Source organism: Nocardioides islandensis (assembly GCF_015352455.1).
GTDB lineage: Bacteria > Actinomycetota > Actinomycetes > Propionibacteriales > Nocardioidaceae > Nocardioides > Nocardioides islandensis.
In genome coordinates, this window is record NZ_JADKPN010000005.1 from 173,137 (window position 1) to 199,547 (window position 26,411).

At 69.8% G+C, this 26,411-nt stretch carries 27 protein-coding genes and 1 tRNA gene; 5 read left to right on the plus strand and 23 right to left on the minus strand.

Annotated features, from left to right (window positions below; all coding sequences use genetic code 11):
* Positions 1-99: 99 nt before the first annotated feature.
* The 14 genes from ISU07_RS10910 to rplJ all read right to left on the minus strand — a co-directional run bounded on the left by ISU07_RS10910 (position 100) and on the right by rplJ (position 13,292).
* Complete coding sequence (locus ISU07_RS10910; protein WP_194706816.1) at positions 100-885, minus strand: J domain-containing protein; 786 nt, start codon at positions 883-885, stop codon at positions 100-102.
* The gene (locus ISU07_RS10915) at positions 882-1,469 is read right to left on the minus strand and encodes a hypothetical protein (protein ID WP_194706817.1); all 588 of its coding nucleotides are present in this window, start codon (positions 1,467-1,469) and stop codon (positions 882-884) included. The genes ISU07_RS10910 and ISU07_RS10915 overlap by 4 nt, the downstream gene beginning before the upstream one ends.
* A 33-nt stretch (positions 1,470-1,502) precedes the next feature.
* Positions 1,503-2,789, minus strand: coding sequence for an MCE family protein (locus ISU07_RS10920; protein ID WP_194706818.1), 1,287 nt, complete (start codon positions 2,787-2,789; stop codon positions 1,503-1,505).
* Positions 2,786-4,255 (minus strand): MCE family protein, encoded by a 1,470-nt coding sequence (locus ISU07_RS10925; RefSeq protein ID WP_194706819.1) that lies wholly within the window; start codon positions 4,253-4,255, stop codon positions 2,786-2,788. The genes ISU07_RS10920 and ISU07_RS10925 overlap by 4 nt, the downstream gene beginning before the upstream one ends.
* Entirely contained in the window at positions 4,252-5,400 is a 1,149-nt protein-coding gene (locus ISU07_RS10930) for an MCE family protein (protein WP_194706820.1), read from the minus strand. Before ISU07_RS10930 ends, ISU07_RS10925 begins: the two co-directional genes overlap by 4 nt.
* A 5-nt stretch (positions 5,401-5,405) precedes the next feature.
* Positions 5,406-6,371, minus strand: coding sequence for an MCE family protein (locus ISU07_RS10935; protein WP_194706821.1), 966 nt, complete (start codon positions 6,369-6,371; stop codon positions 5,406-5,408).
* Positions 6,372-6,378: 7 nt separating this feature from the next.
* Complete coding sequence (locus ISU07_RS10940) at positions 6,379-7,410, minus strand: MCE family protein (RefSeq protein ID WP_194706822.1); 1,032 nt, start codon at positions 7,408-7,410, stop codon at positions 6,379-6,381.
* Positions 7,407-8,696: an MCE family protein gene (locus ISU07_RS10945; protein ID WP_194706823.1), complete on the minus strand. Its 1,290-nt coding sequence runs from the start codon at positions 8,694-8,696 to the stop codon at positions 7,407-7,409. Before ISU07_RS10945 ends, ISU07_RS10940 begins: the two co-directional genes overlap by 4 nt.
* 2 nt (positions 8,697-8,698) lie before the next feature.
* Positions 8,699-9,526: an MlaE family ABC transporter permease gene (locus ISU07_RS10950; RefSeq protein WP_194706824.1), complete on the minus strand. Its 828-nt coding sequence runs from the start codon at positions 9,524-9,526 to the stop codon at positions 8,699-8,701.
* 5 nt (positions 9,527-9,531) lie between these two features.
* Positions 9,532-10,317 (minus strand): MlaE family ABC transporter permease, encoded by a 786-nt coding sequence (locus ISU07_RS10955; protein ID WP_194706825.1) that lies wholly within the window; start codon positions 10,315-10,317, stop codon positions 9,532-9,534.
* 4 nt (positions 10,318-10,321) lie between these two features.
* The gene (locus tag ISU07_RS10960; RefSeq protein ID WP_194706826.1) at positions 10,322-11,275 is read right to left on the minus strand and encodes an ABC transporter ATP-binding protein; all 954 of its coding nucleotides are present in this window, start codon (positions 11,273-11,275) and stop codon (positions 10,322-10,324) included.
* 99 nt (positions 11,276-11,374) lie between these two features.
* Positions 11,375-12,052, minus strand: coding sequence for a glutamine amidotransferase-related protein (locus ISU07_RS10965; protein WP_194706827.1), 678 nt, complete (start codon positions 12,050-12,052; stop codon positions 11,375-11,377).
* A 91-nt stretch (positions 12,053-12,143) separates the two neighbouring features.
* Complete coding sequence (gene rplL / locus ISU07_RS10970; RefSeq protein WP_194706828.1) at positions 12,144-12,539, minus strand: 50S ribosomal protein L7/L12; 396 nt, start codon at positions 12,537-12,539, stop codon at positions 12,144-12,146.
* An 84-nt stretch (positions 12,540-12,623) separates the two neighbouring features.
* The gene (gene rplJ / locus ISU07_RS10975) at positions 12,624-13,292 is read right to left on the minus strand and encodes a 50S ribosomal protein L10 (protein ID WP_194706829.1); all 669 of its coding nucleotides are present in this window, start codon (positions 13,290-13,292) and stop codon (positions 12,624-12,626) included.
* Between rplJ and ISU07_RS10980 the strand changes: the two genes are divergently transcribed.
* Positions 13,291-14,655 (plus strand): DnaB-like helicase C-terminal domain-containing protein, encoded by a 1,365-nt coding sequence (locus ISU07_RS10980; RefSeq protein ID WP_228521724.1) that lies wholly within the window; start codon positions 13,291-13,293, stop codon positions 14,653-14,655. The two genes, rplJ and ISU07_RS10980, sit on opposite strands and share 2 nt — an antisense overlap.
* A gap of 171 nt (positions 14,656-14,826) precedes the next feature.
* A complete protein-coding gene (locus ISU07_RS10985; RefSeq protein ID WP_194706831.1) occupies positions 14,827-15,825 on the plus strand; it encodes a DnaB-like helicase C-terminal domain-containing protein in 999 nt (332 codons plus the stop codon).
* A gap of 9 nt (positions 15,826-15,834) precedes the next feature.
* Here ISU07_RS10985 and ISU07_RS10990 read toward each other — a convergent pair whose 3' ends face one another.
* From ISU07_RS10990 to ISU07_RS11025, 8 genes are all read right to left on the minus strand, one after another.
* Positions 15,835-16,827: a PP2C family protein-serine/threonine phosphatase gene (locus ISU07_RS10990; RefSeq protein WP_194706832.1), complete on the minus strand. Its 993-nt coding sequence runs from the start codon at positions 16,825-16,827 to the stop codon at positions 15,835-15,837.
* A gap of 4 nt (positions 16,828-16,831) precedes the next feature.
* Entirely contained in the window at positions 16,832-17,236 is a 405-nt protein-coding gene (locus tag ISU07_RS10995) for an STAS domain-containing protein (RefSeq protein ID WP_194706833.1), read from the minus strand.
* The gene (locus tag ISU07_RS11000) at positions 17,237-17,692 is read right to left on the minus strand and encodes an ATP-binding protein (RefSeq protein ID WP_194706834.1); all 456 of its coding nucleotides are present in this window, start codon (positions 17,690-17,692) and stop codon (positions 17,237-17,239) included.
* Between the two features lie 31 nt (positions 17,693-17,723).
* A complete protein-coding gene (gene rplA / locus ISU07_RS11005) occupies positions 17,724-18,446 on the minus strand; it encodes a 50S ribosomal protein L1 (protein ID WP_194706835.1) in 723 nt (240 codons plus the stop codon).
* Between the two features lie 87 nt (positions 18,447-18,533).
* Entirely contained in the window at positions 18,534-18,962 is a 429-nt protein-coding gene (gene rplK, locus ISU07_RS11010; protein WP_194706836.1) for a 50S ribosomal protein L11, read from the minus strand.
* A gap of 252 nt (positions 18,963-19,214) precedes the next feature.
* The gene (nusG, locus tag ISU07_RS11015) at positions 19,215-20,267 is read right to left on the minus strand and encodes a transcription termination/antitermination protein NusG (RefSeq protein ID WP_407671414.1); all 1,053 of its coding nucleotides are present in this window, start codon (positions 20,265-20,267) and stop codon (positions 19,215-19,217) included.
* Positions 20,268-20,355: 88 nt separating this feature from the next.
* Positions 20,356-20,604, minus strand: coding sequence for a preprotein translocase subunit SecE (gene secE / locus ISU07_RS11020; RefSeq protein ID WP_194706837.1), 249 nt, complete (start codon positions 20,602-20,604; stop codon positions 20,356-20,358).
* 29 nt (positions 20,605-20,633) lie between these two features.
* Positions 20,634-20,706, minus strand: a tRNA-Trp gene (locus ISU07_RS11025).
* 131 nt (positions 20,707-20,837) lie between these two features.
* Between ISU07_RS11025 and ISU07_RS11030 the strand changes: the two genes are divergently transcribed.
* Genes ISU07_RS11030 through ISU07_RS11040 form a run of 3 tightly spaced genes read left to right on the plus strand, consistent with a single transcriptional unit; the run spans position 20,838 to position 23,955 of the window.
* The gene (locus ISU07_RS11030) at positions 20,838-22,052 is read left to right on the plus strand and encodes a pyridoxal phosphate-dependent aminotransferase (RefSeq protein ID WP_194706838.1); all 1,215 of its coding nucleotides are present in this window, start codon (positions 20,838-20,840) and stop codon (positions 22,050-22,052) included.
* 13 nt (positions 22,053-22,065) lie between these two features.
* Complete coding sequence (locus ISU07_RS11035) at positions 22,066-23,085, plus strand: adenosine deaminase (RefSeq protein WP_194706839.1); 1,020 nt, start codon at positions 22,066-22,068, stop codon at positions 23,083-23,085.
* A 51-nt stretch (positions 23,086-23,136) separates the two neighbouring features.
* Complete coding sequence (locus ISU07_RS11040) at positions 23,137-23,955, plus strand: hypothetical protein (protein ID WP_194706840.1); 819 nt, start codon at positions 23,137-23,139, stop codon at positions 23,953-23,955.
* On the opposite strand, the gene ISU07_RS11045 is transcribed toward ISU07_RS11040, so the two are convergent.
* On the minus strand, positions 23,952-25,649 hold the full coding sequence (locus ISU07_RS11045; RefSeq protein ID WP_407671416.1) for an ATP-binding cassette domain-containing protein: 1,698 nt from the start codon (positions 25,647-25,649) through the stop codon (positions 23,952-23,954). The two genes, ISU07_RS11040 and ISU07_RS11045, sit on opposite strands and share 4 nt — an antisense overlap.
* Positions 25,650-26,411 lie beyond the last annotated feature (762 nt).

The window sequence follows — 26,411 nt, forward strand, 5'->3', positions numbered from 1 at the left end:
TGCCGACGGCGTGCTTGACGGACAAACCTCTGTCGCTGGACGGGCGAAGTTCCGGCCATCCAGCGCAGGTTTCACCGGCCGGCCGGTGAAACCAGCAGGTCAGCCCGCGGCCGGGGACGTCACGAGGTTGTCGACCAGCCAGGAGTCGCCGACCTTCTGCATGGTCACGGTGACCTGGTCCTTGTAGACGACGGGGTTCTTGACCTGCTTGTTGGTCGTCGGGCGGTTCACGAAGAGCAGCACCGAGACCCGGTCGTCGCCGGAGCGGACGACGGCGGACGCGACCACCTGCGCGGTGACGACCGTGCCGGTGCGGCCGGCGTTCTCCTCCAGGACGGTGAAGAGCTTGTCGTACTCCTTGCGGTAGTCCGCGGTCAGGTACGCATCGGCGGCCTGCTGCGAACCGGCCATGTCCGTCGCGTCGTAGGACAGCACCGGCACGATGGCCCGCTCGGCCGCGGCCTGGGCCTGGCGCGTCGCGTCGGCGACGGTCGCCTCCGACGTGCCACCCGCGTAGATCGCGGCGCACGCCCCCACCACGAGCGCCGCGACGACGGCGACAGCCACCAGGAGCCACCCGGCGGGCACCCAGCCCGTACGGCGCGTGGTGGCGGCCGGCGTGGACGCCGGGGTCTCCTCGTCCGTTTCGGCGTCGGCGTCGGCATCGGTCTCGGGCTCGGCGACCGCCAGCTCGGCGTCGTAGGCCCGGCGGGCCTTCCGGTCGAGCAGCACCTCGGCCGCCTGGTTGAGCACCCGGAAGCGGCGGTCGGAGGGGTCGAGGTCGGCGATGGCAGACTTCCAGGCGGTCCGGATCTCGGCCTCGGAGGCCTCGGGAGCGACGTCGAGGACGTCGTACCAGCTCGGGGTGGTCACCGTGGTGCTCACTGGCCATCACCCCCCGTCACGGGCGAGAAGTCGTCGACGAGCCACTTCCCCTTGACCTTCACGAGGTCGACCTCGATGCGGAACGGCGAGGGGTCGCGCTGGCCGGCCTTCGGGTAGCTGTCGGTGAAGGACCCGGCGACCAGCGCGGTGGCCGAGTCCTCGTCGATGGTGGAGACGCCGGTGGCGAAGACCTGCGCCTGGCGCGAGATCTTGGCCTGCGCGACCAGCTGCTCGGCGGTGGCCGCCTCCTTCTCGAACGACACGGCGAACTTCGGGGTGATGACCTCCTCGACCCGCTGGCGGTACTCCGGCATGCCGCCCTTCTCGTCCAGGAGGTCCGGCCCGTAGGTGCCCATCCGCAGCATGAACTGCTCGGTCTGGGCCATCACGGCCTCACGCTCGCGCTGGACGTCGCCCTGGCCTCCGCCCACGGCACCGACCCCGCGACCGGCGACGAGCCAGGCCAGCGCGACTGCGCCGACGACGACGATGGCCACGAGCGCGGCGAAGAGGCCACGGCGGAACCGCGGCGACTGGACGGGTGCGTCCGTCGTGCGCTCTCGCTCCCTCAGCAGGACTGTCATGGGGTCTCCCTCTCCCAAACAATCAGTTCGTCTTCAGTTGCTCTGCAGCAGCGGCTGCAGGAACAGCCACTTCCACGAATCCCCTCCCAGGGTTCGAGGGGCCAACGAGCCAGGCGAGGAAAGGTCACGCGGCACGCGGTCGCCCCAGCGCAGGTGGCCGGTGGAGGGGTCGTACGACGCGACCACTGGTGCGCGATAGGCGGCTGGTGCGCGTGGGGCGTTCTGGGCGCCGCGGGGGTTCGACTTGGAGGGCGGCTCGGCACAGTGGGCGTTGGTGTTCATCGGCCGGTTGGAGCCGTCCTGCGGCGGCCGCCGGTCCGTCGACTCGTAGCCGGCGTGGCACACCTCCGGGTTGGAGGTCAGGATCATGCCGAAGTGGGCGTCGTACAGCCCGGTGCCCGGGGACCGCGAGACCACGGTGAAGCCGCCTTCGACGATGTAGGGGTAGAGCACCAGGATCTGCTCGACCCCGTCGAGGTGCTGGACCACGACCTCGCCGGTCGTGACCAGCTCGTTGACCAGCTCGGCCAGGTCGACCTTGTTCTCGTCCAGGAAGCTCTTCAGCTCGTTCGCCGTGGCGGACCCGTTGTCGATGACGGCCCGCAGGTCCTTGTCGGAGCCGGCCAGCGAGCCGGTGAACAGCTTCAGCTTCCGGGCGAAGGTGCGGATCGCGCCGGCCGAGGCGACCTGGCCCTTGAGGACGGTGTTGCCGTCCTTGATGAGGGCGGTGGTGGTGTCGAAGTTGGCGTTGGCGGCGTCGATGAACGACGTGCCGCTGTCGATGATCCGCTGGAGGTCCTCGCCGGTGCCGCCGAACGCCGCGCCGAGCTCGCCGACCGTCGTGCGCAGGGCGTCCTGGTCGACCGACTCGACGGTCGTCGAGATGTCGCCGAGCAGCTTCTGGGTCGGGATCGGGGTCCGGGTGTCGTCCTGGGCGATCTCGGAGCGGTCGCGCAGGAAGGGCTTGCCGTCGGCCTGCGGCTGGAGCTCGACGTACTGCTCCCCCACCGCCGACCGGTTGCCCACCACGGCGAGGGTGTCGGCCGGGATGTCGTCGAACTTGTTGTCGATGTCGAGGTACACGTCGACGCCGGCGTCGGTGAGCTTCAGCTTCTCGACCTGGCCGACGCGCACGCCGCGGTAGCTGACCTCGCCGCCGGCGAAGATGCCGCCGGAGTCGGCGAAGTGGGCGACGACCGTGTACGACGTGTCCATCACCAGGCGGTCCAGCCGGGCGTACCGGGCGCCGACGAAGCTGACGCCCACCAGCGTGATGAGCAGGAACACGACCAGCTGGATCCGGGTGCGCTGGGTGATCATCGCGGCATCACCATCCCCGGCACGAGCAGGTTCACCAGGTCGGGGTCGTAGAGGTCCATCAGCTGCTTCATCGTCGGCCCGTGCTCGCCGTAGTCGAGCCTCAGCTCTCCACCCGGCGCGGCCCTGGGCAGGGCGGGCAGCGTCACCGAGGGCAGCGACGTGAGGATCGAGGTCAGCTCGGTCGCGGGGATCGACGGCGTGTCCTGGGTCGGGAGGCCCGGGATCAGGGCGAGCTGCTTGCAGACGGCCTTGTCCTGGTTCTCCTGCTTGGCGCACTCCTCGCGCAGCTTGAGCAGCTTCTCGGGGATGAGCAGCACCTTCTGGCACTCGGGGCTCGCGAGGTTGCCACTGGCGAGGCAGGCGGCGACGTCGCCGAGGATGACGGTCGGGTCGAGGATCGTCGGCAGCGTCGTCGGCAGGTTGGTCGGCAGCGTCGGCAGGCCGGTCGGCAGCCCGGTCGGCAGGGTGACCCCGGTGTCCACGTCGATGTCGAGCTGGATCGAGAGGTTCGTGTAGTCGCCCATGTGCAGGTTGCGCGCGACCTGCGGGTCGCGGCCGACCACCTCGTCGACGAACGGGTAGGTGAGGAAGACGTTGAAGGCGTTGACGAAGTCGTCGCCGGACGCCGCGATCTGGCCGAGCACCGGCGTCAGCTGCTGGAGCGAGTCGATGGTGGCGTCCTTGGAGGCCCGCACGACCCGGACGCCGACGTCACTGAGGTCGGCGAGCGCGTGCAGCATCTTGACCAGGTCCTTGCGCTGCTTGTCGATCGACGTCAGGGCGGACGGCAGCTCCTCGAGCGTGGCGTCGATGGTGTCGCGCTGCTTGTTGATGGCCACCGACAGGTCGTTGAGCTTGTCGATCGCGTTGACGATGTCGGCCTTGTGGTCGTCGAGCTGGGTCATCAGGGTGCGGATCTGGTCCAGCGCCGACTGGGCGGTGCCCTCGCGCCCCTCGAGCGCGAGGTTGAGCTCCCGGGCGATGGTGCGCAGCTGCGCGACCCCGCCGCCGTTCAGCAGCAGGCTCAGCGCGCCGAGGACCTCCTCGACCTCGGGGTTGCGGCCGCTGCGCTCCAGCGGGATCACGTCGCCGTTCTGCAGCGGGTTCGCGCTGGCGCCGGACTCGGGCGGGGCCAGGGACACGAACTTCTCGCCGAGCAGGCTGGTCTGGCGGATGGTGGCGACCGCGTTGTCGGGCAGCTGCACGTCCCGGCGCAGCTGCACGGTCACGTCCGCGGTCGAGCCGTCGAGACTGACGTCGGTCACCTTGCCGACGCTCACGTCGTCCACCTTGACCGTCGACTGCGGCACCAGGTCGAGCACGTCGCGGAACATGATGTGCACGGTGAGCGGGTGGTCGCCCACGTCCGTGCCGCCGGGCAGCGGCAGCTTGTAGATGTCGATGCCGCAGCCGGTGAGGGTCAGCGACCCCAGCAGGGCCAGCACGAGCAGCCTGAGGCGGGTCACTTGTCCACCTCCACGAGTCCACCGAGGGAGGGGTCGAACTCCTCGGGCGCCCGGACGCCGCCACTCAGCGCCCCGGCCCGGGGTGCGGCCGGCAGCTTGCCGAGCACGTCCGTGATCGTGTCGCACACGTCGCCCGACGTGTCGGCCTGGCCGACGATGCCGCACAGGAACGCGGCCGGGTCGCTGGTGATCTGGTCGCCGAGCATCTGGAGGTTCGCCCGGGTGTCGAGGGTGCCGGACTGCGGGTTGTAGGTCAGCGCGAGGTTGTTCAGGGCCACCGGACCGGCCGTCAGGATCTCGGCGAGGGCGTCGCGCTGCTTGACCAGCACCTTGGCCACGCGGTTGATCCCCTTGATGTTGCTGCCGAGCAGCTCCTTGTTCTCGGCCACGAACCCGGACACTTCCTTCATGGCCACGGCCAGGTGGCGCAGCGAGGCCGACAGCTCGTCACGCTCGCCCGCGAGCATCGTGGACACCGAGGCCAGGGACCGGTTGAACTTGCGGACGGTCGAGTCGTTGGCCGCGAGGGTGTGGATGAAGCCCTCGAGCGCCTTGGCCGACCCGAACAGCTCCTCCTTGTTGTCGTCCAGGGTGCCGGTCAGCTTGCTGAAGTCCTGGATGGTCTGGTGGAACTTCGCGCCCTGGCCGCCGAAGTTCGCGGCGGTCGTCTCGAGCAGGTCGGTGAGCGCGCCCTTCGCGTTGGCGCCGTTCGGACCCAGCGCCACCGTCAGGTCGTCGAGGCTCTGGTAGATCTGGTCGAGCTCCAGCGGTACCGCGGTCTGGTCGGCGTCCAGCGTGGCGCCGTCCTTCATCACCTCGCCGCCGGTGTACACCGGCGTCAGCTGGACGAAGCGGTCGCCGACGATCGACGGCGACACGATGACCGCCGCGGCGTCCGCGGGGACCTTGACCTTCGCGTCGTACGACATGGTCACCACGACGTCGGTGCCCGACGGGGTCACGGTGTCGACGTGCCCGACCGGCACGCCGAGCACGCGCACGTCGCTGCCCTCGTAGATCGAGACGGTGCGGGGGAAGTGCGCGGTCAGCGTCTTGGTCTGCTCCCCGCCGATGAACGTGAACGCCGCGACCACCAGGAACGCGACCACCACGAGGGGGATGACGATCTTCTTCACCAGGTCCATCGCGATCACCCGACCTGCGGGACGGGAGGCATGTTCTGGATGTAGGTGTCGAACCACGGCCCGTTGCCGAGCGTGTTCGCGAAGACGCGGTAGAAGGGCGCCATCAGCCGGAGGCTGTTGTCGATGTTGTCCTCGTTCTTGTTCAGGACGTCCACCACCGACTGGAGGTGCGACAGCGCGGGCTGGAGGTCCGCGCGGCTCTGCCGGACCAGCGCGGTGAGCTCGGTGGAGAGGGTCGTGGTGGAGACCAGCAGCCGGTGCACCGAGTCGCGGCGCTTCACCAGCGCGCGGAACAGCACGTCGGAGTCGCGCATCAGCCCGACGATGTCCTGGTCGCGGGCGTCGAGGACCTCCGAGACGTTCTGGAGGTTGCCCAGCAGCGTGTTGATCTGGTCGTTCTTGGCCGCGATGTTGGTCGAGAGCCGCGAGACGCCGTCGAGTGCGGAGCGGAACTCCTCGGGGGTGTTGCGGGTCAGGTCGGCCAGCGTCGTCAGCGACTGCGCCAGCTGGTCGGTGTCGATCCGGTCGGAGGTCTCGGCGAGGCCGGAGAAGGCCTTCACGACGTCGTACGGCGAGCTGGTGCGGCTCACGGGGATCTCCGACCCCGCCGACAGCTGGCCCGATCCTGCGGGCTCGAGCGCCAGGAACATCGCGCCGAGCAGGGTCTTGACCTTGATGTCGGCCCGCGTGTCCTTGCCGAAGTCGGCCGGGTCCTCGATGCGGAAGGTCACCTTCACGTGGTCGCCGTCGAGCTCGACCTTCTCCACCTTGCCGACGCGCACGCCGGCGATGCGGACCTCGTCGTTGGCCTTCAGCCCGCCGGCCTCCTTGAAGGCGGCGTAGTAGACGTCGCCGCCGCCGATGATCGGCAGGTTCTGCGCGTTGAACGCCGCGAGGATCAGCGCCGCGACGACGGCGAGGCTGATCGCCCCGACCACGACGGGGTTCCTCTCCCTGAACGGTTTGCTCATCTGTCCATCACCCCAGAGCACACCTGTCGGAGCCGGTGTTGTACTGCACCGGGACGGTGACGCCCGCGACCTTGACGTTGCCCTGGAACTGGCAGAGGTAGAAGTTGAACCACGAGCCGTAGATCGCGGTCCGGCCCACCTTCTCCAGCTTGATGGGCAGCACCTGGAGCGCGCGGTCGAGCTCGGCCTTGTTGCGGTCGATGTTCTCGGCCACGGCGCGCAGGTTCTTGATGTCCTCCACGAACGGCTTGCGGATGCCCTGCACCAGCCCGGCGGTCTCGACCGAGAGGTTGGAGATCTGGTCCAGAGAGCCGAGGATGGCCTGGCGGTCGTCCTTGAGGCCACCGACGAACGTGCGGAACGTGGTGATGAGGCGGTTCAGCTGGTCGTCGCGGCTGCCGATGTGGGCCAGCACCTCGTTGAGGTTGTCGACGAGCTGGCTGATGACCTGGTCGCGGTCGGCCAGCGTCGAGGTCACCGAGGCGGTGTGCGCGAGCAGCCCCTCGAGCGTGCCGCCCTCGCCCTGGAACACCTGCACGATCTCGTAGGACAGCCTGTTGATGTCGCTGGGCGACAGGGCCTCGAAGAGCGGCTTGAAGCCGTTGAACAGCACGGTCAGGTCGAGGGCCGGCGAGGTCTGGCTGACCGGGATCGTGGCCCCCTCCTTCAGCCGGTCGCTGTCGCCGATGCCGTTGCTCAGCGAGATGTACCGCTGCCCGACCAGGTTGCGGTAGCGGATGTCCGCCCGGGTGGCGCGCGACAGAGTCGTCGACTCCTGCACGGTGAACGTCACCAGTGCGCGGGTGCGGTCGACGATCTGGATGTCCTTGACCGTCCCGACCTTCACGCCGGCGATGCGGATGTCGTCGCCCTTGGTCACGCCGGTCGCGTCGGTGAACTCCGCCTTGTACTCGCGGCTGGTGCCGAAGTCGAGGTTGCCGATCGTGATGGCCAGCAGGCCCGTGGCCAGTGTGGTGATCACGATGAAGATCACCAGCTTGACCAGGTCGACGGTCGTCTTCTTGTCCAGGGCCTTCACCGCAGCGTCACCTCCGCCCCGCGCGCCATCGGGCCCAGGAGCAGCGGGCCGAGGTCGGGGACGTCGTCGGCGGTGAGGCCGAGGCCGGGCCCGAGGAGGGACTTGAGGACGGCCGTCTCGTCGGCGGTGCCGGCGTACTGGCCCATCTGCTGGCCCATCTGCTGGCCGAACCCGGGTGCGACGCGGTCGGTGCCCTTGCCGGTCGGCGTGTTCACGCCGTCGACGAAGTCGGGCTGGTGGCGGAGCGGGTTGGACTGGGACCACGGCGGCGTCGGCAGGTGCAGGCACGACGGGCCGCGCTTGTCGCCGAGGACGGGGACGTCGGCCGCGGTGTAGCCGCGCGGCTGGTTCGGCAGGGTCTCCAGGACGATGTGCAGGGTGAAGCCGCGGAAGGCTTCCGCCTGGAGCTTGCCGGCGTTCACGATGCCGCCGGTCAGGCAGGGGTACTCCGGGGCGTACTTCGCCAGCACCCGCAGCTGGGCCGCGCCGAGCTGGCCGAGGCGGATCAGGTTGTCGCCGTTCTCGTCGAGGAAGACGCGGGCGTCGTCGGAGAACGTCGCGAGGTCGTCGAAGAAGGCGTTCAGCTTCTCCTCGCGGCCCTCGAGCGTGGTCGTGGTCGTGATGGTGTTGCGCAGGATGTGCGCGATCTGCGGCATCACCTGGGCGTAGGTCGTGGACACCTTGGCGGTCAGCCGGAGGTCGTCGACGATCGCCGGGATCTGCGGGTTGAGCCGCTTGAGGTAGGAGTCGACGGTCTCGAGGTTCTTGCCGATCAGCTCGCCGCGACCCTCGAGTGCGGTGGCGATGGCGTTGAGGGTCTGGTTGATCTCGGCCGGCTGCACCGCGCGCAGCAGCGGGTACAGGTCGTTGAGGACCTTCTCGACCTCGATGGCGACCTCGGTGCGTCCGATGGTCGCGCCGGCCTCGATGTGTTCGGGCGAGGGATCCGCGGGCACCTCGAGCGAGACGTACTTCTCGCCGAACAGCGTCTTCGGCACGATCGAGCCCGTCACGTTGGCCGGGATCGTCCTCACCTGGTCCGGGTAGAGGCCGAGCGTGACCTCCGCGCCATCGGCATCGGTGTCGAACCCGAGGACCTCGCCGACGATGACGCCGCGGATCTTCACGTCCGCGCGCTCGGGGAGCTGGAGGCCGAGGGCCGAGGTCTGGAGGGTCACCTTGTCGTAGGAGACGAACTTCTTGCTGAAGACGCCGTACGTCAGCCACACCCCGGCGAGGAGCAGGCATAGGAAGACGATCCCGAGGACCTTGTGGTTGATCCGCATGACTAGCCGGCCAGCCTCACCGTCGTGGTGGTGCCCCAGATGGCCATGGACAGGAACAGGTCCAGCACGTTGATCGCGACGATGCTGGTGCGCACCGCGCGGCCGACCGCGACGCCGACGCCGGCGGGGCCGCCGGAGGCGTTGTAACCGTGGTAGCAGTGGATCAGGATCACCGTGACCGCGAAGACCAGCACCTTGCCGAAGGACCAGAGCACGTCACCCGGCGGCAGGAACTGGTTGAAGTAGTGGTCGAAGGTGCCCTCGCTCTGCCCGAAGAACTTGGTGACCGTCAGCCGCGTCGCGTAGTACGACGACAGCAACCCCACGACGTACAGCGGGATGATCGCGATGAGCCCGCCGATGATGCGGGTGGTGACCAGGAACGGCAGCGACGGGATCGCCATCACCTCGAGCGCGTCGACCTCCTCGGAGATCCGCATCGCGCCGAGCTGCGCGGTGAAGCCGCAGCCGACGGTCGCGGCCAGGGCGATGCCCGCGACGAGCGGGGCGATCTCGCGGGTGTTGAAGTACGCCGAGACGAACCCGGAGAACGCCGACGTGCCCAGCTGGTTGAGCGCGGCGTACCCCTGGAGCCCGACCTCGGTGCCGGTGAAGAAGCACATGGCGGTGATGACGCCGACCGTGCCGCCGATGACGGCGAGCGACCCGGACCCGAGGGTCACCTCGGCCAGGATCCGCAGGATCTCCTTCTTGTAGCGGGAGACCGTGCGCGGTGTCCACGCGATCGCCTTCAGGTAGAAGGCGAGCTGGCCGCCGAGGTCGTCGAGCGACCTCGCGGGCGTCTGGTAGAGGGACTTGAAGCCGGCCATCGTGGTCAACCCGTCTTCGGCGGGACGAGCTGGAAGTAGATCGCGCTCATCACGAAGTTGATGACGAACAGGAGCATGAAGCTGACGACCACCGACTCGTTGACCGCGTCGCCGACGCCCTTCGGGCCGCCGTTGGCGTTCATGCCCTTGTACGACGCGACGATGGCGGCCACCATCCCGAACACCAGGGCCTTGGCCATGCCCTGCCAGAGGTCCGGCAGCTGGGCGAGCGCGGTGAAGCTCGCCAGGTAGGCCCCTGGCGTGCCGTCCTGGAGCACCACGTTGAAGACGTAGCCGCCGGAGACACCCACGACGCTGACCAGGCCGTTGAGGAAGACCGCGACCAGCATGCAGGCCAGGACGCGGGGTACGACGAGGCGCTGGATCGGGTCGATGCCCAGCACCATCATCGCGTCGAGCTCCTCGCGGATCTTGCGCGCACCGAGGTCGGCGGCGATGGCCGAGCCGCCGGCGCCGGCGATGAGCAGCGAGGTGGCGATCGGGCCGGCCTCGCGGACCACGGCGAGGACGGACGCGGAGCCGACGAACGACTGGGCGCCGAACTGCTTGATCAGGCCGCCCACCTGCAGCGCGATCACGGCGCCGAACGGGATGGCGACCAGCGCGGTCGGGATGATCGTCACCGACGCGATGAACCAGGCCTGCTGGAGGAACTCGCGGGTCTGGAACGGGCGGCGGAACAGCCCGCGCGCGACGTCGAGGCCGAAAGCGAAGAGCTTGCCGGCGGTGCCGACGGGCGCGAGGACACGAGATGCCGTGGTCGAGGACATGACGTCACGCCCCCGTCGTCATGGTCATGTTCGGCTCGAACGAGCCGGGCGGGGGCGTGACGCCGTTCTCCCGGCACCACTCGCCCGGCGGGCGCTGGCTGCGGCGCGGGATGCCGTTGGACGGCTCCTGCTGGAGGGGGATCGGCGGCAGGGGCGGGAGCTCCTGGTCCTTCTCAGCCGCCAGCTCGTCGGCATCCTTCTCCTCCGACATCCCGATCGGCCCGACGCGCTGGGCGTTCAGGAACTGACGGACGACGGGCTCCTCGGAGCTGAGCAGCATCTCCCGCGGGCCGAACATGGCCAGGTGCCGGTGGTACAGCAGGCCGATGTTGTCCGGGACCGTGCGGGCCGTGTTGATGTCGTGGGTGACGATGAGGAACGTCGCGTCGATCTGCGCGTTCAGGTCGACGATCAGCTGGTTGAGGAACGCCGTGCGGACGGGGTCGAGGCCGGAGTCCGGCTCGTCGAAGAGGACGATCTCGGGGTCCAGCACCAGGGCCCGGGCCAGACCGGCGCGCTTGCGCATGCCGCCGGAGATCTCGCCGGGGAGCTTGGTCTCGGCCCCGATGAGACCGACCAGGTCCATCTTCTCCATGACGACGTCGCGGATCTCGGACTCGGACTTCTTGGTGTGCTCGCGCAGCGGGAACGCGACGTTGTCGTAGAGGTTCATCGAGCCGAACATCGCGCCGTCCTGGAACAGCACGCCGAACAGCTTGCGGATCTCGTAGAGCTCGCGCTCGGAGCAGCTGGCGATGTCGGTGCCCTCGATGACCACCGAGCCCCGGTCGGGCTTGAGCAGCCCGATGAGGGTCTTCAGCAGCACCGACTTGCCGGTGCCGGACGGGCCGAGCATCACGCAGATCTCGCCCGCGGGGACGGTCAGCGTCACGTCGCCCCAGATGAGCTGCTTGCCGAAGGACTTCGTGAGTCCGTCGATCTTGATCTCGACACCCATCGGGGTCGCGCCTCCCTTCGCTTCGACCGTGCCCTGTCGAGGAAGGAGTGCCTCCCGTTCACCGCTTCCAGGAGGCACAACGGGCGGGCGGCGTGGAGGTTACGGAGTGGTGGCCCCTGATGTGACGGACGCCACGAACGCCCGGATCAAGGGGTGCAGGGGCTCACCCCTGGAGGCGCCGACGTGCGGCTGGAACAGGCTGGCCACGTAGAACGGGTGGTCAGGGACCTCCAGCACCTCGGCTCCGGCGTCGGGCGCAGTGGCGCCGACGACGACGCCAGCCGCCTCGAGGTCCCGCACGACGGCGGCGGTCGGGGCGTAGGAGCAGTAGTGGGTGCCCACGAACGGCCCGTCCACCCAGCCCGCGAAACGGGTGCCCGGGACCGGCGTGACCAGGCGCTGCTCGCCCTGGAGCGAGCACGCCAGCGGAGCGACCACGTTGTCGTCCTCGACCCCGTCGGTCTCGGCGTGGGTGGCGCGGCGACCCAGGACGGTACGGGCGAGCTCGAGGACGGCGTACTGCAGTCCGCCGCAGGTGCCCAGGAACGGCGTGCCGCCCTCCCGGACGCGGGTCAGCGCGGCCAGGACGACCGCGTCGTCGGCGTACGGCGACCCGGGCACGAGCCAGACCCCGTCGTACGTCGTGACGTCCTCGCCGCCGTCGGTGGCGACCCAGCGCGCCTCGACGCCGAGCTCCTCGGCCAGCCGCGGGACGACGGCGTCCAGCTCCCGGTGGCTGGGATGGTCGCTGTGGTCACCCAGCAACGCGATGGTCACGCCCGGGATCCTCCCACCGCTGGTCGAACGCAACAGGCGGGCACCCGGTCGGGTGCCCGCCTGTCGACGGTGTCGCTCTAGGAGCGAGGGGTCACTTGAGGGTGACGGTGGCGCCGGCGCCCTCGAGGGCCTCCTTGGCCTTCTCCGCTGCGTCCTTCGCCACGCCCTCGAGGACGGGCTTCGGAGCGGCCTCGACCAGGTCCTTGGCCTCCTTCAGGCCGAGGGAGGTCAGGGCGCGCACCTCCTTGATGACGTTGATCTTCTTGTCGCCCGCGGCCTCGAGGACCACGTCGAACGAGTCCTGCTCGGCGGCCTCCTCGCCCACGTTGCCGGGACCACCGGCAGCAGGGGCGGCGGCGGCGACGGCGACCGGGGCGGCCGCGGTCACGCCGAAGGTGTCCTCGAACTGCTTCACGAACTCGCTGAGCTCGATGAGCGTCATCTCCTTGAACGCGTCGAGGAGCTCGTCGGTGCTGAGCTTCGCCATGGTGGCGTTTCCTTCCAATCGGTGGCCCGGCCGTGGTGCGCGGCCGGTCCGGGGTTTGTGTGGGTGGTGTGGTGACCGGAGCCGTCAGGCCTCGGTCGGCTGGTCCTCGGACTCGGTCGTCTCCTCGGCGGCGGCCGCCGAGTCGTCAGCGGCCTCCTCCTCGGAACCGACGTGAGCGTCCTCGGCAGCTGCGGGGGCCTCCTCGGCCTCCTCAGCGGCCGCAGCCAGGTCCTGCCCAGACTCAGCCCGCTTGGCCTCGAGCGCGCCGACAAGACGAGCGGCCTGGGCGATGGGAGCGTTGAGCAGGTAGACGGCCTGGCTGAGCGACGCGAGCATCGCGCCGGCCAGCTTGCCCAGGAGCACCTCGCGCGACTCGAGGTCGGCCAGCTGGGCGACCTCCTTCGCGTCGAGAGCCTTGCCGTCGAGGACGCCACCCTTGATCACGAGGGTGGGGTGCGCCTTGGCGAAGTCACGCAGACCCTTGGCCGCCTCGACCACGTCGCCGTTGATGAAGGCGATCGCGGTCGGGCCGGTGAGCAGGTCGTCGAAGCCGTCGATGCCCGCCTCGGTGGCGGCCAGCTTGGCCAGCGTGTTCTTGACCACGGCGTAGTCGGCGTTCCCACGCAGTGAACGACGCAGCTCCTGGAGCTGCTTCACGGTGAGACCGCGGTACTCGGTGAGGACGGCGCCCGAAGCCTCGTTGAACGACTCAACGATCTCCGCGACAGCCGCAGCCTTCTCAGCCCGCGCCATGGATCTCCTTCCGGATGGGGAGACCGCTGCAGGTGGTGTTCCGGGCCCGACAACGACGAACGCCCCGAGCGCAGGCTCAGGGCGTCAAGATGACCGGCGGACCGGACACTCATGCTCTGTCACCTGCGCGGGCCGCCCACTGCTGCGGGACCTTCGGACGAGCCGTCAGAACGATCCTGAACAGCCTGCCGACCAGCGGTCTCTGGTTTCAGCGGCCCACAGTACGGGCCGACGCACGGCGCGGACAAATCGTGACGGTCGGGCCGTCAACGTCCTCCGAACGGATGATCCGCACGCTCCGACCGGACTAGTCAGATTTTACCGAACGGTCACGCCTGCGCCTGCGATCTGTTGCAATGGGACCGTGGACCCGAAACTGCATTCTCTTGCCACGATCTTGGATCGTGCTGATGCTCGGTTGAGGTCCCCGGACTCCTCGGTGCGGCTCTGGCCGACGGGGTTCCCACTCATCGACGACGTCCTTGGGGGTGGCCTTCGGGCCGGGGCGCTCAACCTGCTTGCCGGACCTCAGGGTCAGGGCAAGACGACCATGGCCCTGCAGATGGCGCGCAACTCCGTGGCGTCCGGCAGGGCCGCCGTCTTCTTCTCGTTCGAGCTCGACGCCGAAGGGCTCCTGCAGCGCCTGATCGCGATGGAGTCCGGCCTCATCGGCGGCATCCACGCACCGGGCCTGACCCAGGTGCGGTCGGCGTTCGAAGGCAACGACGGCAAGCTGGGGGGCTTGCCCGAACGACTGTCCGGCACCGCCGGCATCGAGGCGATCATGCGGATCCAGGGGTACGCCGACCGGCTGGTCGTGCACCGCTCCACCACGACCGCGACCGACATCCCGACGATGTCCGAGTGCATCAAGGAGGTCATCGGGGAGACCGGTCAGCCGCCGCTGATCATCGTCGACTACCTCCAGAAGGTGAAGTTCGACGACGCGAGGCTCTCCGACGAGGAGAGCATCACCAAGATCACCGAGCAGCTGAAGGACCTCGCGATCGACTTCGAGGCCCCCGTGATGGCCGTCGCCGCCGCCGACAAGCAGGGCCTCGAGCCCGGCCAGCGGATGCGTGCCCGTCACCTGCGCGGCGGCACCGCGCTGGCTTACGAGCCCGACGTCGTGCTGATCATGAACACCAAGTCCGACGTGGTGGCCCGCAACCACCTGCTCTTCGACGTCAACGGCCTGGACAAGTACCGCGAGTGGACCGTCATCACCGTGGAGAAGAACCGCCAGGGTCACGACGCGGTCGAGCTGGAGTTCCGCAAGCGGTTCCACCAGGGCCGGTTCGAGACCGAAGGCAAGATCGTGGCCGAGCAGCTGGTCGAGGAGCGCTTGTTCGCCGACAAGTGACGGCGCGACGACCGCCCTACCACCGACATGACGCCCCGCCCGGACAATCGGGCGGGGCGTCCGGTGTGTCTAGCCGGGTCGTGGTCCGTTCGGGCCATGCCAATGCTCCTTTCGGGCCAGATCCCGGCGTTCTGCCCGAGCGGATAGTTGAGGTTCGCTGGAATTGGACACATGGACCAGAAGCTCACCTCGCTCACCGCTGTGGTCGAGCGCTCCGACGCGCGCCTGCGCTCGCCGGAGGCGGAGGTGCAGATCTGGCCGACCGGTTTCCCCATCCTCGACGAGAGCATCGGCGGCGGCATGCGCGCCGGCGCCCTGAACGTGCTCGCCGGCCCCCAGGGCCAGGGCAAGTCGACGATGGCGCTCCAGATGTGCCGCAACGCCGCCGCGGCGGGCTGCTCGGCGGTGATGTTCTCCTTCGAGCTCGAGGCGGAGGTGCTGCTCCAGCGCCTGATCTCGCTCGAGGCCGGTCTGATGTTCGGCACCAGCGCCCCGCCGATCTCCCAGATCCGCGAGGCCTTCGACGGCAAGGGTGGCGTCGGCGGCCTGCCGGAGCGGCTCCTCGAGACCGCCGGGTCGATGGGTCTCGACGCCCTGATGTCGATCGGCAAGTACTCCGACCGGCTGGTCATCCACCGGTCGACCTCGGCGCACACCGACATGGCCGCGATCAACGAGAACGCCAAGGAGGTGTACGCCGACACCGGCCAGCCGCCGTTGATCGTCGTCGACTACCTCCAGAAGGTGAAGCCGTTCGACCGCACCATGTCCGAGGAGCAGCAGATCACCCTGATCACCCAGCAGCTCAAGGACCTGGCCATCGACTTCGCCAGCCCGGTCCTCGCGCTGTCGTCGGCCGACCGCGACGGGCTCAACCCCGGCCAGCGGATGCGCGCCCGGCACCTCAAGGGCTCGACCGCACTGGCCTACGAGCCCGACATCGTGATGATCATGAACACCAAGGCCGACATCGTGAACCGCGACGCCCTCGTCTACGACATCAACGGCCTCGAGCGGATGCGCGAGTGGACGGTCGTCACCCTGGAGAAGAACCGGCAGGGCGCCACCGGGCTCGACATCGAGTTCCGCAAGAAGTTCATGCAGGGCCGCTTCGACATCGACGGCTCGATCGTCTCCGAGCGCCTCGTCGAGGAGCGCCTCGACAACTAGGCGTGCCTCTCAGGGCTCGCGGCGGGCGACCAGGATGGTGAGGTCGTCGTAGACCTCAGCCTCCCCACGGAACGACCGCACGTCGTCGAGCACGGCCGCGAGGACCTCCTCCGGCTCCACCCCATGCAGCCCGGCGACCAGGGCCAGCAGCCGCGCCTCGCCGTAGAACGTGCCGCCCTCGTCCCGGGTGTCGGTGATGCCGTCGGTGTAGAGCACGACGGTCTCACCCGGCGCGACCTGGCAGTCCGTGAGGTCGTACGTCGCGCCGGCGAAGGCGCCCAGGATCGGGCCACCGGCCCGGATCTGCTCGACCCGTCCGCCGGGGCCGAGCAGCAGGGGCGGTTCGTGTCCCGCGCTCGCGAGCCGCAGTGCGCCGCTCCCGGCGTCCACCTCGGCCAGGGCCGCGGTCACGAACAGCGAGCTGCGCCGTTCGAGGGTGAGGATCCGGTTCACCCTCGACAGCGCGTCGGCCGGGTCGTCGGCGTTGTCGGCGGCGGCGTGGAGCAGGGCCTTGGTGTCGGCCATCAGCAGCGCGGCGGGGACGCCCTTGCCTGTCACGTCGGCGATCAGGAGGGCCACGTCCGCACCCGACCCGCGGACCCGGAACACGTCGTACAGGTCTCCACCGACCTCCCGGGCGGGCTCGTAGTCGGCCGCGAACCGCCACCCTGCGACGTCCGGGAAGCGGCGCGGCAGTAGCGAGCGCTGGATGTCCCGGCCGATGGCCAGCTCCTGGGCCGCCCTGACCCGCGACGCGTGCGCCCGGGCGCCGCGGATGGTCATCTCCAGCGAGGCGCGGACCAGCTCGGCCAGCTCGCCGGGGACGGCCGCGTCGTAGTGGACGTGGCCCACCGTGCGCTCGTCCAGCCGCAGTGGCAGCGACCGGCCGTCCGGTCCCGGGCTGTCCTCCAGGGCGATCGCCGCACCACCGGCCAGCGCCGAGGCGGCTGCCAGCAGGACCTCGAGCCCGGGGTCGTCGGCGAGCGACGCGAGCTCGGACACCGCGCTATCCGCCGAGGGCGGCGGCGCGGTCGGGGAAGACCGGCATGATCCGGCTCATGCCCGTGCGCTCCAGCACGACGTCGATGGCCTCGCTCGGCGCCACCAGCCGCAGCTGGTCGTGAGGGCCGCCGGCCTCGGCGTCGGCCTGGGCGGCGTGCAGTGCCTCCCAGCCGGCGTCCGGGTCGTGGGGCGCCTGGCCGCGGTAGACCAGCGCCAGCGAGTGCAGCGCCACGATGCCCGAGCTCGACATGTACTCGAGGTCGCTCATGTCCAGGACCAGCGTGCGCACGCCCTCGGCGTACAGCTGCTCACCGGTCGTCATCAGGTCCCGGTAGTTGGAGGCGTCCAGCTCGCCGTCCAGCCCGAGGACGGCGACGGAGTCGGAGATCCGGTCGATCGACGTGAACACTTACGCTCCTCCAGTCAGCGCCGGTCGGCGCATGGTCACCTCGTTGCCGACACCAGGCGTCGCCCCGGTCGGAGCCCTGCGCTCGAAGCTCGAGCTCAGGTCCCTGATCAGGGCGATGCCCATCCCGCCGAACGGGCGCCGCTCCAGGGGAGCATCCCGGTCGAAGGACGGAGCGGTCGCCGGGTCGTACGCCGAAGCCTCGTCGCGCACCACGACGACGATGTCGTCGCCGTCGCGGCGGGCCGTGACGGACACGGGGCCCGGCGTCTCGCCGTACCCGTGCACGACCACGTTGGTCACCCACTCGTCGACGCACTGGACGAGCGCCGAGACGGTGCGCTTGTCGGCTCCCAGCCCGCCGACGGCGGACCTGACGAAAGCGCGCACCTCGGCCAGGACGCCGAGGCTCGCGGTCACCCCGAGGGACTCCCCCACGCGGGCCTCCGCCGTGCTCACGCGCCGAAGGTACCAGCCGTCGGGCCGCCGATCAGGCGGGAGCGACCTCGTCCTCACCCGTCACGTTGCGGGTGCGGTTGGGGTCGACCTGGATGCCGGGGCCCATCGTCGTGGAGACCGTGACCTTCTTGATGTAGCGGCCCTTGGAGCTGGCCGGCTTGAGCCGCAGCACCTCCTCGAGGGCGGCGGCGTAGTTCTCGGCCAGCTGGACCTCGGAGAAGGACGCCTTGCCGATGATGAAGTGCAGGTTGGCGTGCCGGTCGACGCGGAACTCGATCTTGCCGCCCTTGATGTCCGAGACGGCCTTGGCGACGTCGGGGGTCACCGTGCCGGTCTTCGGGTTCGGCATCAGGCCACGGGGGCCGAGCACGCGGCCGAGGCGGCCGACCTTGCCCATCATGTCGGGGGTCGCGACCACGGCGTCGAAGTCGAGCCAGCCACCGCTGACCTTGTCGATCAGCTCGTCGCCACCGACCACGTCGGCGCCGGCCTCGCGGGCGGCATCGGCCTTGTCGGCGTTGGCGAAGACGAGCACGCGGGCGGTCTTGCCGGTGCCGTGGGGCAGGTTGACGGTGCCGCGGACCATCTGGTCGGCCTTGCGGGGGTCGACCCCGAGCCGCATCACGACGTCGACGGTCTCGTCGAACTTCTTCTTGCTGGCGCCCTTGGCGATCTTGATCGCGGCGAGCGGGGCGTAGACCTCGGCCTTGTCAAAGGTCTCGGAGGCTGCCCGGTAGGTCTTGCTGCGCTGCATGGCTGGTCTCTTTTCGGTGTGTGTCCAGGTGTGGTCAGTCGGGCCAGCGCGGCCCTGCCACGGGGAGGAGGTGTCGACGTACGACGGTCAGTCGGTGGTGACGCCCATGGAGCGGGCGGTGCCCTCGACGATCTTCATCGCGGCGTCGATGTCGTTGGCGTTCAGGTCCGGCAGCTTGGTCGTGGCGATCTCGCGCACCTGGTCCTTGGTCAGCTTGCCGACCTTCTCCTTGTGCGGGACGCCCGAGCCCTTCTGCAGGCCGGCGGCCTTCTTGATCAGCTCGGCGGCCGGCGGGGTCTTCGTGATGAAGGTGAACGACCGGTCCTCGTAGATGGTGATCTCGACGGGGATCACGTTGCCGCGCATGGACTCGGTCTGGGCGTTGTAGGCCTTGCAGAAGTCCATGATGTTCACGCCGTGCGGGCCGAGCGCGGTGCCGACGGGCGGGGCCGGGGTCGCGGCGCCGGCCTGGAGCTGCACCTTGACGAGTGCGGCGATCTTCTTCTTGGGAGGCATCTCTCCAACTTTCTTCTCGTGGTCATGACGAGGACTCCCTGTCCTCTGCCACTGGTGGTGCGGTCGCCCTCAGGCAACCGCGTCATTCTGCCTTGCTTCTCGTACGGCGACCAATTCCGGTTGCTTGCTCGGTCACCGGGTCTCGACCCGCGGTTCCGGCCTCGCAAGCTCGGCCGGACGCTCGCTCGACCTGCCTCGGTTCTGACGGTCTCGCCCGCGCGCTCGCAAGCTCGCTGCGCGCGGCGAGTCCCGTCAGACTCGTTGGATCTGGGAGAAGCTGAGCTCGACCGGCGTCTCGCGGCCGAAGATCTCGACCAGCGCCTTGACCCGCTGGGCCTCGGCGTTGATCTCGGTGATCGTGGCGTGCAGCGTGGCGAAGGGGCCGTCGACGACCATCACCGAGTCCGAGACGTCGAAGTCGGCGACCTCGACGGGCTTCTTGGTCGCCACGCCTCCGGCCGGGGCGGTGCCCGCGGCCGCAGCGGCGGCCTCGGCGGCGGCGACCACGGTCGGGGCCAGCATGTTCTCGACCTCGGCCATGCTCAGCGGCACCGGCTGGTGGCTGTGGCCGACGAAGCCGGTGACCGAGGGCGTGTGGCGGACGGCAGCCCACGACTCGTCGGTGAGGTCCATGCGGACCAGGACGTACCCGGGCAGGACGGTCCGCTTGACCATCTTGCGCTGGCCGTTCTTGATCTCCGCGACCTCCTCGGTCGGCACCACGATCTCGTGGATGTAGTCCTCCATGTGGAGGGAGGAGATGCGGTTCTCGAGGTTCGCGCGGACGCGGTTCTCCATACCGGAGTAGGTGTGCACGACGAACCAGTCGCCGGGCTTGGCGTACAGCTCGTTGCGGAAGGCCTCCAGCGGGTCCTGGTCCGCGGCGGCCTCGTCCGCGTCCTCGTCCGCGTCCTCGGTCAGGTCCTCGTCGGCTTCGTCGTCGGCGGCCACCTCGGCCTCGACGTCGTCGGCGGCGTCGTCCTCGGCAGCCTCCGGGGCCTCGACCTCGTCGGCCGGTGCCTCGTCGGCCGACTCGCCCTGGGACTCGTCCTCGAGGCCGGCGTCGGCGTCCTCCTGGACCAGCGCCTCGGCCGGCTCGGCGGACTCCTCGGCGATGACGTCCTCGGCGACCTCGTCGCCCAGTGGCAGCTCGTCGGCGGCCTCGGCGGTGGGCACATCGGTCACGTCGGGCGTCGCGGTCTCCTCGGGAGTCTCGGCGACGGCGGCCTCGGTGACCTCGTCGGCCTGGTCGGCGGCGTCGGCCGTCGGGACCTCGAGCTCCTCGGACTGGTACTGCTCGGACACGTGCTGCTCCATCACTGGTGGCGGGTGGTTCGGGGAGGGTGGCTCGGTGGCTCGACGGGCGGGACTGCTGCGCTGACCACGGGGCTGACTACTGGGTCGAGCCGCCGGAGAACACCCAGAAGACGAGCTTGCCGAAGCCCAGGTCGAGCAGCGAGACGATGCCGATCATGAACAGCACGAAGACCATCACGACCAGGAAGTAGGTGACCAGCTGCTCCTGCGTCGGCCAGACGACCTTGCGGAGCTCGGCGACGACCTGACGGTAGAACGTGGCCGGGCCGGTGCGCTTCTCGGCGTCATGGCCACGCTCGCGGCGTACGGCCTTGCTGTCCGACACTGCCTTTCCACCTTCCGATCGACGTTTCGCAGGGCACGAGGGACTTGAACCCCCAACCTTCGGTTTTGGAGACCGATGCTCTGCCAGTTGAGCTAGTGCCCTCCGGTGAGGCTCCGATGGGCAGGCGAGAGCCTGTGGGAGACCACCAAGGTGCCACTCTACGTGGAACGCAGAAGACCCGTCCAAATGACCAGTCCGAACAGGCCCGGACGACGCAGTCCTACGATGGCGACATGCCTCCAGGGACCTCACCTCGTGACCGTCGTGTCTCCCAGCGCATCGGTGCCATCGCCGAGTCCGCGACGCTCAAGGTGGACGCCAAGGCCAAGGCGCTGAAGGCCGAGGGACGCCCGGTGATCGGCTTCGGCGCCGGGGAGCCGGACTTCCCCACGCCGGCCTACATCGTGGAAGCCGCCGTCGAGGCCTGCCGCGACCCAGGGGCCCACCGCTACACCCCGGCCGGCGGCCTTCCCGAGCTGAGGAAGGCCATCGCGGACAAGACGTTGCGCGACTCCGGCCTCCAGGTCGAGCCGAGCCAGGTGCTGGTCACCAACGGCGGCAAGCAGGCGATCTACGAAGCCTTCGCCGCGATGATCGACCCGGGCGACGAGGTCATCGTCCCGGCGCCGTACTGGACGACGTACCCGGAGGCGATCCAGCTGGCCGGCGGCGTGCCGGTGGCGGTGTTCGCCGACGAGACGCAGGGCTACAAGGTCACCGTCGAGCAGCTCGAGGGCGCGCGCACCGAGCGCACCAAGGTCCTGCTGTTCGTCTCGCCGTCGAACCCGACCGGCGCGGTGTACACCGCCGACGAGATCCGCGCGATCGGCCGCTGGGTCGAGGACAACGACCTGTGGGCGCTGACCGACGAGATCTACGAGCACCTCGTGTACGACGGCGTCGAGACCGGTTCGCTGCCCGTGCTGTGCCCCTACCTCCAGGACAACTGCGTGGTCGTCAACGGCGTGGCGAAGACCTACGCGATGACCGGCTGGCGCGTCGGCTGGATGATCGGCCCGAAGGACCTCGTCGCCGCCTCCGCCAACCTGCAGTCGCACGCGACGTCCAACGTCGCCAACGTGTCCCAGCGCGCCGCACTGGCCGCGGTGACCGGCGACCTCACCGCCGTCGAGGCGATGAAGACGGCCTTCGACCGGCGCCGCAGGACGATCGTGTCGATGCTCAACGAGATCGAGGGCGTGCTCTGCCCGATGCCCGAGGGGGCGTTCTACGCGTACCCGTCGGTCAAGGGGCTGCTCGGCAAGGAGTACGACGGCCGCACCATCGACACCTCGGCCGAGCTGGCCGAGTACATCCTCGACACCGCCGAGGTGGCCGTCGTGCCGGGCGAGGCGTTCGGCTCGCCCGGGTACCTCCGTCTCTCCTACGCGCTCGGCGACGACGACCTGGTCGAGGGGATCACGCGGCTGCAGAAGCTCTTCAGTTGATGGAGCTCAGCGCTTGAGGGATCTCTCCCAGCTCCCGAAGGCGCACCTCCACCTGCACTTCACGGGGTCGATGCGGCACGGGACCCTTGTGGAGCTCGCGCTCCGCGACGGCATCGTGCTCCCCGACGCCCTGGTCGAGGACTGGCCGCCGCAGCTGAGCGCCGCCGACGAGAAGGGCTGGTTCCGGTTCCAGCGCCTCTATGACGTCGCCCGGTCCGTCCTGCGCACCGAGGACGACGTACGCCGCCTGGTCCTGGAGGCCGCGGAGGACGACGTCCGCGACGGCGGGCGGTGGCTGGAGATCCAGGTGGACCCGTCCGGGTACGCCGCCAGGTTCGGCGGCATCACGGCCTTCACCGACCTGGTGCTCGACTGCGTCCGGGACGCCTCCGAGCGCACCGGGCTCGGGATCGCGGTGATCGTCGCGGCCAACCGCACCCGGCACCCGATGGACGCCCGTACCCTGGCGCGGCTGGCGGCGCAGTACGCCGGTCGCGGGGTGGTGGGCTTCGGCCTGTCGAACGACGAGCGGCGGGGCACCACGGCGGAGTTCGCGCCGGCGTTCCGGATCGCCGAGCGGGCCGGTCTGGCGCTGATGCCGCACGGCGGCGAGCTGGTCGGACCCGAGTCGGTGCGCACCTGCCTGGACGCCCTGCACGCGGACCGCCTCGGGCACGGGATCCGTTCGGTCGAGGACCCCGCACTCCTGGAGCGGATCGTCGAGCAGGGCGTGGCGCTCGAGGTGTGCCCGGTGTCCAACGTCGGGCTGGGCGTGTACTCCGACCTCACCTCGGTGCCGCTCCCGCAGCTCCTCGAGGCCGGCGCCACCGTGGCCCTGGGCGCCGACGACCCGCTGCTGTTCGGCTCCCGCCTCGCGGGGCAGTACGCGACGATGCGCGCCGCCCACGACCTCACCGACGAGCAGCTGGCGGAGCTGGCCCGGATGTCCGTGCGCGCGTCCCGTGCGCCGACCGACGTGGTCGCCGGGCTGCTCGCGGACGTCGACGCCTGGCTGACCGGCCCGAGCGGGTAGTTTTCGGCCGATCCGCGGACCCACGGCGATCCGGATGGCACCGTGGACGCCATGAGAGCTCGGGCGGTGGTCGCGGCTGCGCTGCTGCTCGCCCTCACCGGGTGCGGCGGACAGCCCGAGCGCCAGGTCGACGTGCTCGTGCCGCCGGTGCCGGCGAGCACGACGGTGGCCGAGCCGACGGCGACCTCGAGCCCCAACGTCACGGTCCTCCAACCGCTGCGGACGACCCCGGCGCCGGGAGCCGAGTGGCTGCACTGGCGCCCGACGTACCAGGCCGTCCGCCGCGCGACCGGCCAGGAGCTCGCGCTGCTCGGCAACCGGGTGACCGCCCGCAACGCCTCGGAGTGGACGGCGACGGACTCCCTGCGCGGCGTCGAGGTCGCGTTCACGCCGACACACGTGCGTGTGCGGGTGCCGCAAGCGGCGCTGTACTTCCGGCTGCGGCCCGGCGGACCGCGCCACCTGTACGTCGCGTGCACGGAGCGCACGTGCGTCGAGAGCGGACGCGACGCCGTGGCGTGGGGTCCGGAGAGCACCAACGCGTACCTGGAGCGGATGGCCGGGTATGTCCGCGACCTGGTCGCCGAGCAGACGCGTCCCGGCGTCTTCCGGTCCCAGGGCCCCGCCTGGCTGGCCACCGTCCGGTCACCGGACGGACCGCTCAGCTGCGTCGTCCTCGCCGACGAGCGGCTCCCGGTCAGCCGCCTCCAGGGGCGACCGGTCGGGACCGCCGGCGTGCGCACGCGGTGCGTCGACACCCACGGCCTCGTCGTCCCGCTCGACCTCGGCCTGCCGCCGGGCGGCTGGTCCGTGGTCGACGGGGTCTCCGGCCCTGTGCGGGTGCCGAAGCGCGACGTCAGCGTGTACTAGCGCGCGACGTACTCGGCGAGGTGCTTGCCGGTGAGCGTCTTCCTCGCCTTCACCAGCTCGGCAGGGGTGCCCTCGAAGACGACCGTGCCGCCGTCGTGGCCGGCGCCGGGACCCAGGTCGATGATCCAGTCGGCGTGCGCCATCACGGCCTGGTGGTGCTCGATGACGATCACCGACTTGCCGCCCTCGACCAGCCGGTCCAGGAGGCCGAGCAGCTGCTCGACGTCGGCGAGGTGCAGGCCCGTGGTCGGCTCGTCGAGCACGTAGACGTCGCCCTTCTCCGCCATCTGGGTGGCCAGCTTCAGCCGCTGGCGCTCGCCTCCGGACAGGGTCGTCAGCGGCTGGCCGAGGGTGAGGTAGCCGAGGCCGACGTCGGCGAGCCGCTCCAGGATCTTGTGCGCCGCCGGGGTGGCGGCGTCCCCGTCGGCGAAGAACCCGACCGCCTCCTCGACCGGCATCGACAGCACCTCGCTGATGTTCTTGCCGCCGAAGGTGTACTCCAGCACCGCGGCCTGGAAGCGCCGGCCCTCGCACTCCTCGCAGGTCGTCTCGACGGTCGCCATCACGCCGAGCTCGGTGTAGATCACGCCCGCGCCGTTGCAGGTCGAGCAGGCACCCTCGGAGTTCGAGCTGAACAGCGCCGGCTTGACGCCGTTGGCCTTGGCGAAGGCCTTGCGGATCGGCTCGAGGAGGCCGGAGTACGTCGCGGGGTTGCTGCGGCGCGAGCCGCGGATGGCGCCCTGGTCGATGACGACCACACCGTCGCGCTTGGCGATCGAGCCGTGGATGAGCGAGCTCTTGCCCGAGCCGGCCACCCCGGTGACCACGCACAGCATGCCGAGGGGGACGTCGACGTCGACGTCCTTCAGGTTGTGGGTGGACGCGCCGCGCACCTCCAGGGCGCCCGAGGGCTCGCGGACCACTTCCTTCAGCGAGGCCCGGTCGTCGAGGTGCCGACCTGTGATGGTGTCGCTCTTCCGCAGACCCGCGACCGTGCCCTCGAAGACCACCTGGCCACCCGCCGTACCGGCCTTCGGACCCAGGTCCACGACGTGGTCGGCGATCGCGATGGTCTCCGGCTTGTGCTCGACGACCAGGACGGTGTTGCCCTTGTCGCGCAGCTGGAGGAGCAGCTGGTTCATCCTTTGGATGTCGTGCGGGTGCAGGCCGATGGTGGGCTCGTCGAACACGTAGGTCACGTCGGTCAGCGAGGACCCGAGGTGGCGGATCATCTTGGTGCGCTGGGCCTCGCCGCCGGACAGGGTGCCGGCGGGCCGGTCGAGGGAGAGGTACCCGAGACCGATCTCGGCGAACGAGCCGAGCAGCTCGCGCAGGCCCTTGAGCAGCGGGGCGACCGACGGCTCGTCGAGGTCGCGCACCCACTCGGCCAGGTCGCTGATCTGCATCGCGCAGAGGTCCGCGATGGACTTGCCGTTGATCTTCGACGACCGGGCCTCGGGACTCAGCCGGGTGCCGTCGCACTCCGGGCAGGTCTGGAACGTGATGACCCGGTCGACGAACGCGCGGATGTGCGGCTGCATCGCCTCGACGTCCTTGGACAGCATCGACTTCTGGATCTTCGGGATGACGCCCTCGTAGGTGAGGTTGATGCCCTCGACCTTGATCTTGGTCGGCTCCTTGTAGAGGAGGTCCTCGCGCTCCTTCTTCGTGAACGTGCCCAGCTTCTTGTCCATGTCGAAGCCGAAGCCGGCGAAGATCCTGCCGTACCAGCCCTCCATCGAGTAGCCGGGCACCTTCAGCGCACCCTCGGCGAGCGACTTGTCCTCGTCGTACAGCTCGGTGAGGTCGAAGTCGGAGACCGACCCCATGCCCTCGCAGCGGGCGCACATGCCACCGAGGTAGACGACCTCGCGCACGACGTTCTTCTCGACGCGGCCGCCGGCCTTCTCGGTGCTCAACACGCCGCTGGCCTTGCGGGTGGGCACGTTGAAGGAGAACGCCGTGGGAGGACCGACGTGCGGCTGCCCGAGGCGGCTGTAGAGGATCCGCAGCATCGCGTTCGCGTCCGTCGCGGTGCCGACCGTCGAGCGCGGGTTGGCGCCCATCCGCTCCTGGTCGACGATGATCGCGGTCGTCAGGCCCTCGAGCAGGTCGACCTCGGGGCGGGCCAGCGTGGGCATGAATCCCTGCACGAAGGCGGAGTACGTCTCGTTGATCATCCGCTGGGACTCGGCGGCGATGGTGCCGAAGACCAGCGAGCTCTTGCCCGAGCCGGAGATGCCGGTGAACGCGGTCAGCCGGCGCTTCGGCAGCTCGACGCTCACGTCCTTGAGGTTGTTCTCGCGGGCACCCTGCACCCGGATCAGGTCGTGGCTGTCGGCGACGTGGCTCATCGGGGTCTCTCCAGGGGTCGGTCGGGGTTCCGGCACACGGGTCTGACGAAGGACAGGCCCGTATTGTGACCGGCCCCGCCAACCCCTCAACCCCTCGACCTC

What these genes read in the sequence shown, in the direction of transcription:
- rplA (WP_194706835.1), bottom strand. Translation starts at nt 18,446, where the DNA reads ATGCAGCGCAGCAAGACCTACCGGGCAGCCTCCGAGACCTTTGACAAG.
- ISU07_RS10920 (WP_194706818.1), bottom strand. Translation starts at nt 2,789, where the DNA reads ATGATCACCCAGCGCACCCGGATCCAGCTGGTCGTGTTCCTGCTCATC.
- ISU07_RS10960 (WP_194706826.1), bottom strand. Translation starts at nt 11,275, where the DNA reads ATGGGTGTCGAGATCAAGATCGACGGACTCACGAAGTCCTTCGGCAAG.
- ISU07_RS10915 (WP_194706817.1), bottom strand. Translation starts at nt 1,469, where the DNA reads ATGACAGTCCTGCTGAGGGAGCGAGAGCGCACGACGGACGCACCCGTC.
- rplJ (WP_194706829.1), bottom strand. Translation starts at nt 13,292, where the DNA reads ATGGCGCGGGCTGAGAAGGCTGCGGCTGTCGCGGAGATCGTTGAGTCG.
- ISU07_RS10985 (WP_194706831.1), top strand. Translation starts at nt 14,827, where the DNA reads ATGGACCAGAAGCTCACCTCGCTCACCGCTGTGGTCGAGCGCTCCGAC.
- ISU07_RS10935 (WP_194706821.1), bottom strand. Translation starts at nt 6,371, where the DNA reads ATGAGCAAACCGTTCAGGGAGAGGAACCCCGTCGTGGTCGGGGCGATC.
- ISU07_RS10945 (WP_194706823.1), bottom strand. Translation starts at nt 8,696, where the DNA reads ATGCGGATCAACCACAAGGTCCTCGGGATCGTCTTCCTATGCCTGCTC.
- ISU07_RS11040 (WP_194706840.1), top strand. Translation starts at nt 23,137, where the DNA reads ATGAGAGCTCGGGCGGTGGTCGCGGCTGCGCTGCTGCTCGCCCTCACC.
- ISU07_RS10950 (WP_194706824.1), bottom strand. Translation starts at nt 9,526, where the DNA reads ATGGCCGGCTTCAAGTCCCTCTACCAGACGCCCGCGAGGTCGCTCGAC.
- ISU07_RS10955 (WP_194706825.1), bottom strand. Translation starts at nt 10,317, where the DNA reads ATGTCCTCGACCACGGCATCTCGTGTCCTCGCGCCCGTCGGCACCGCC.
- ISU07_RS11030 (WP_194706838.1), top strand. Translation starts at nt 20,838, where the DNA reads ATGCCTCCAGGGACCTCACCTCGTGACCGTCGTGTCTCCCAGCGCATC.
- ISU07_RS10980 (WP_228521724.1), top strand. Translation starts at nt 13,291, where the DNA reads ATGGATCTCCTTCCGGATGGGGAGACCGCTGCAGGTGGTGTTCCGGGC.
- ISU07_RS10930 (WP_194706820.1), bottom strand. Translation starts at nt 5,400, where the DNA reads ATGGACCTGGTGAAGAAGATCGTCATCCCCCTCGTGGTGGTCGCGTTC.
- rplK (WP_194706836.1), bottom strand. Translation starts at nt 18,962, where the DNA reads ATGCCTCCCAAGAAGAAGATCGCCGCACTCGTCAAGGTGCAGCTCCAG.
- ISU07_RS11045 (WP_407671416.1), bottom strand. Translation starts at nt 25,649, where the DNA reads ATGGACAAGAAGCTGGGCACGTTCACGAAGAAGGAGCGCGAGGACCTC.
- rplL (WP_194706828.1), bottom strand. Translation starts at nt 12,539, where the DNA reads ATGGCGAAGCTCAGCACCGACGAGCTCCTCGACGCGTTCAAGGAGATG.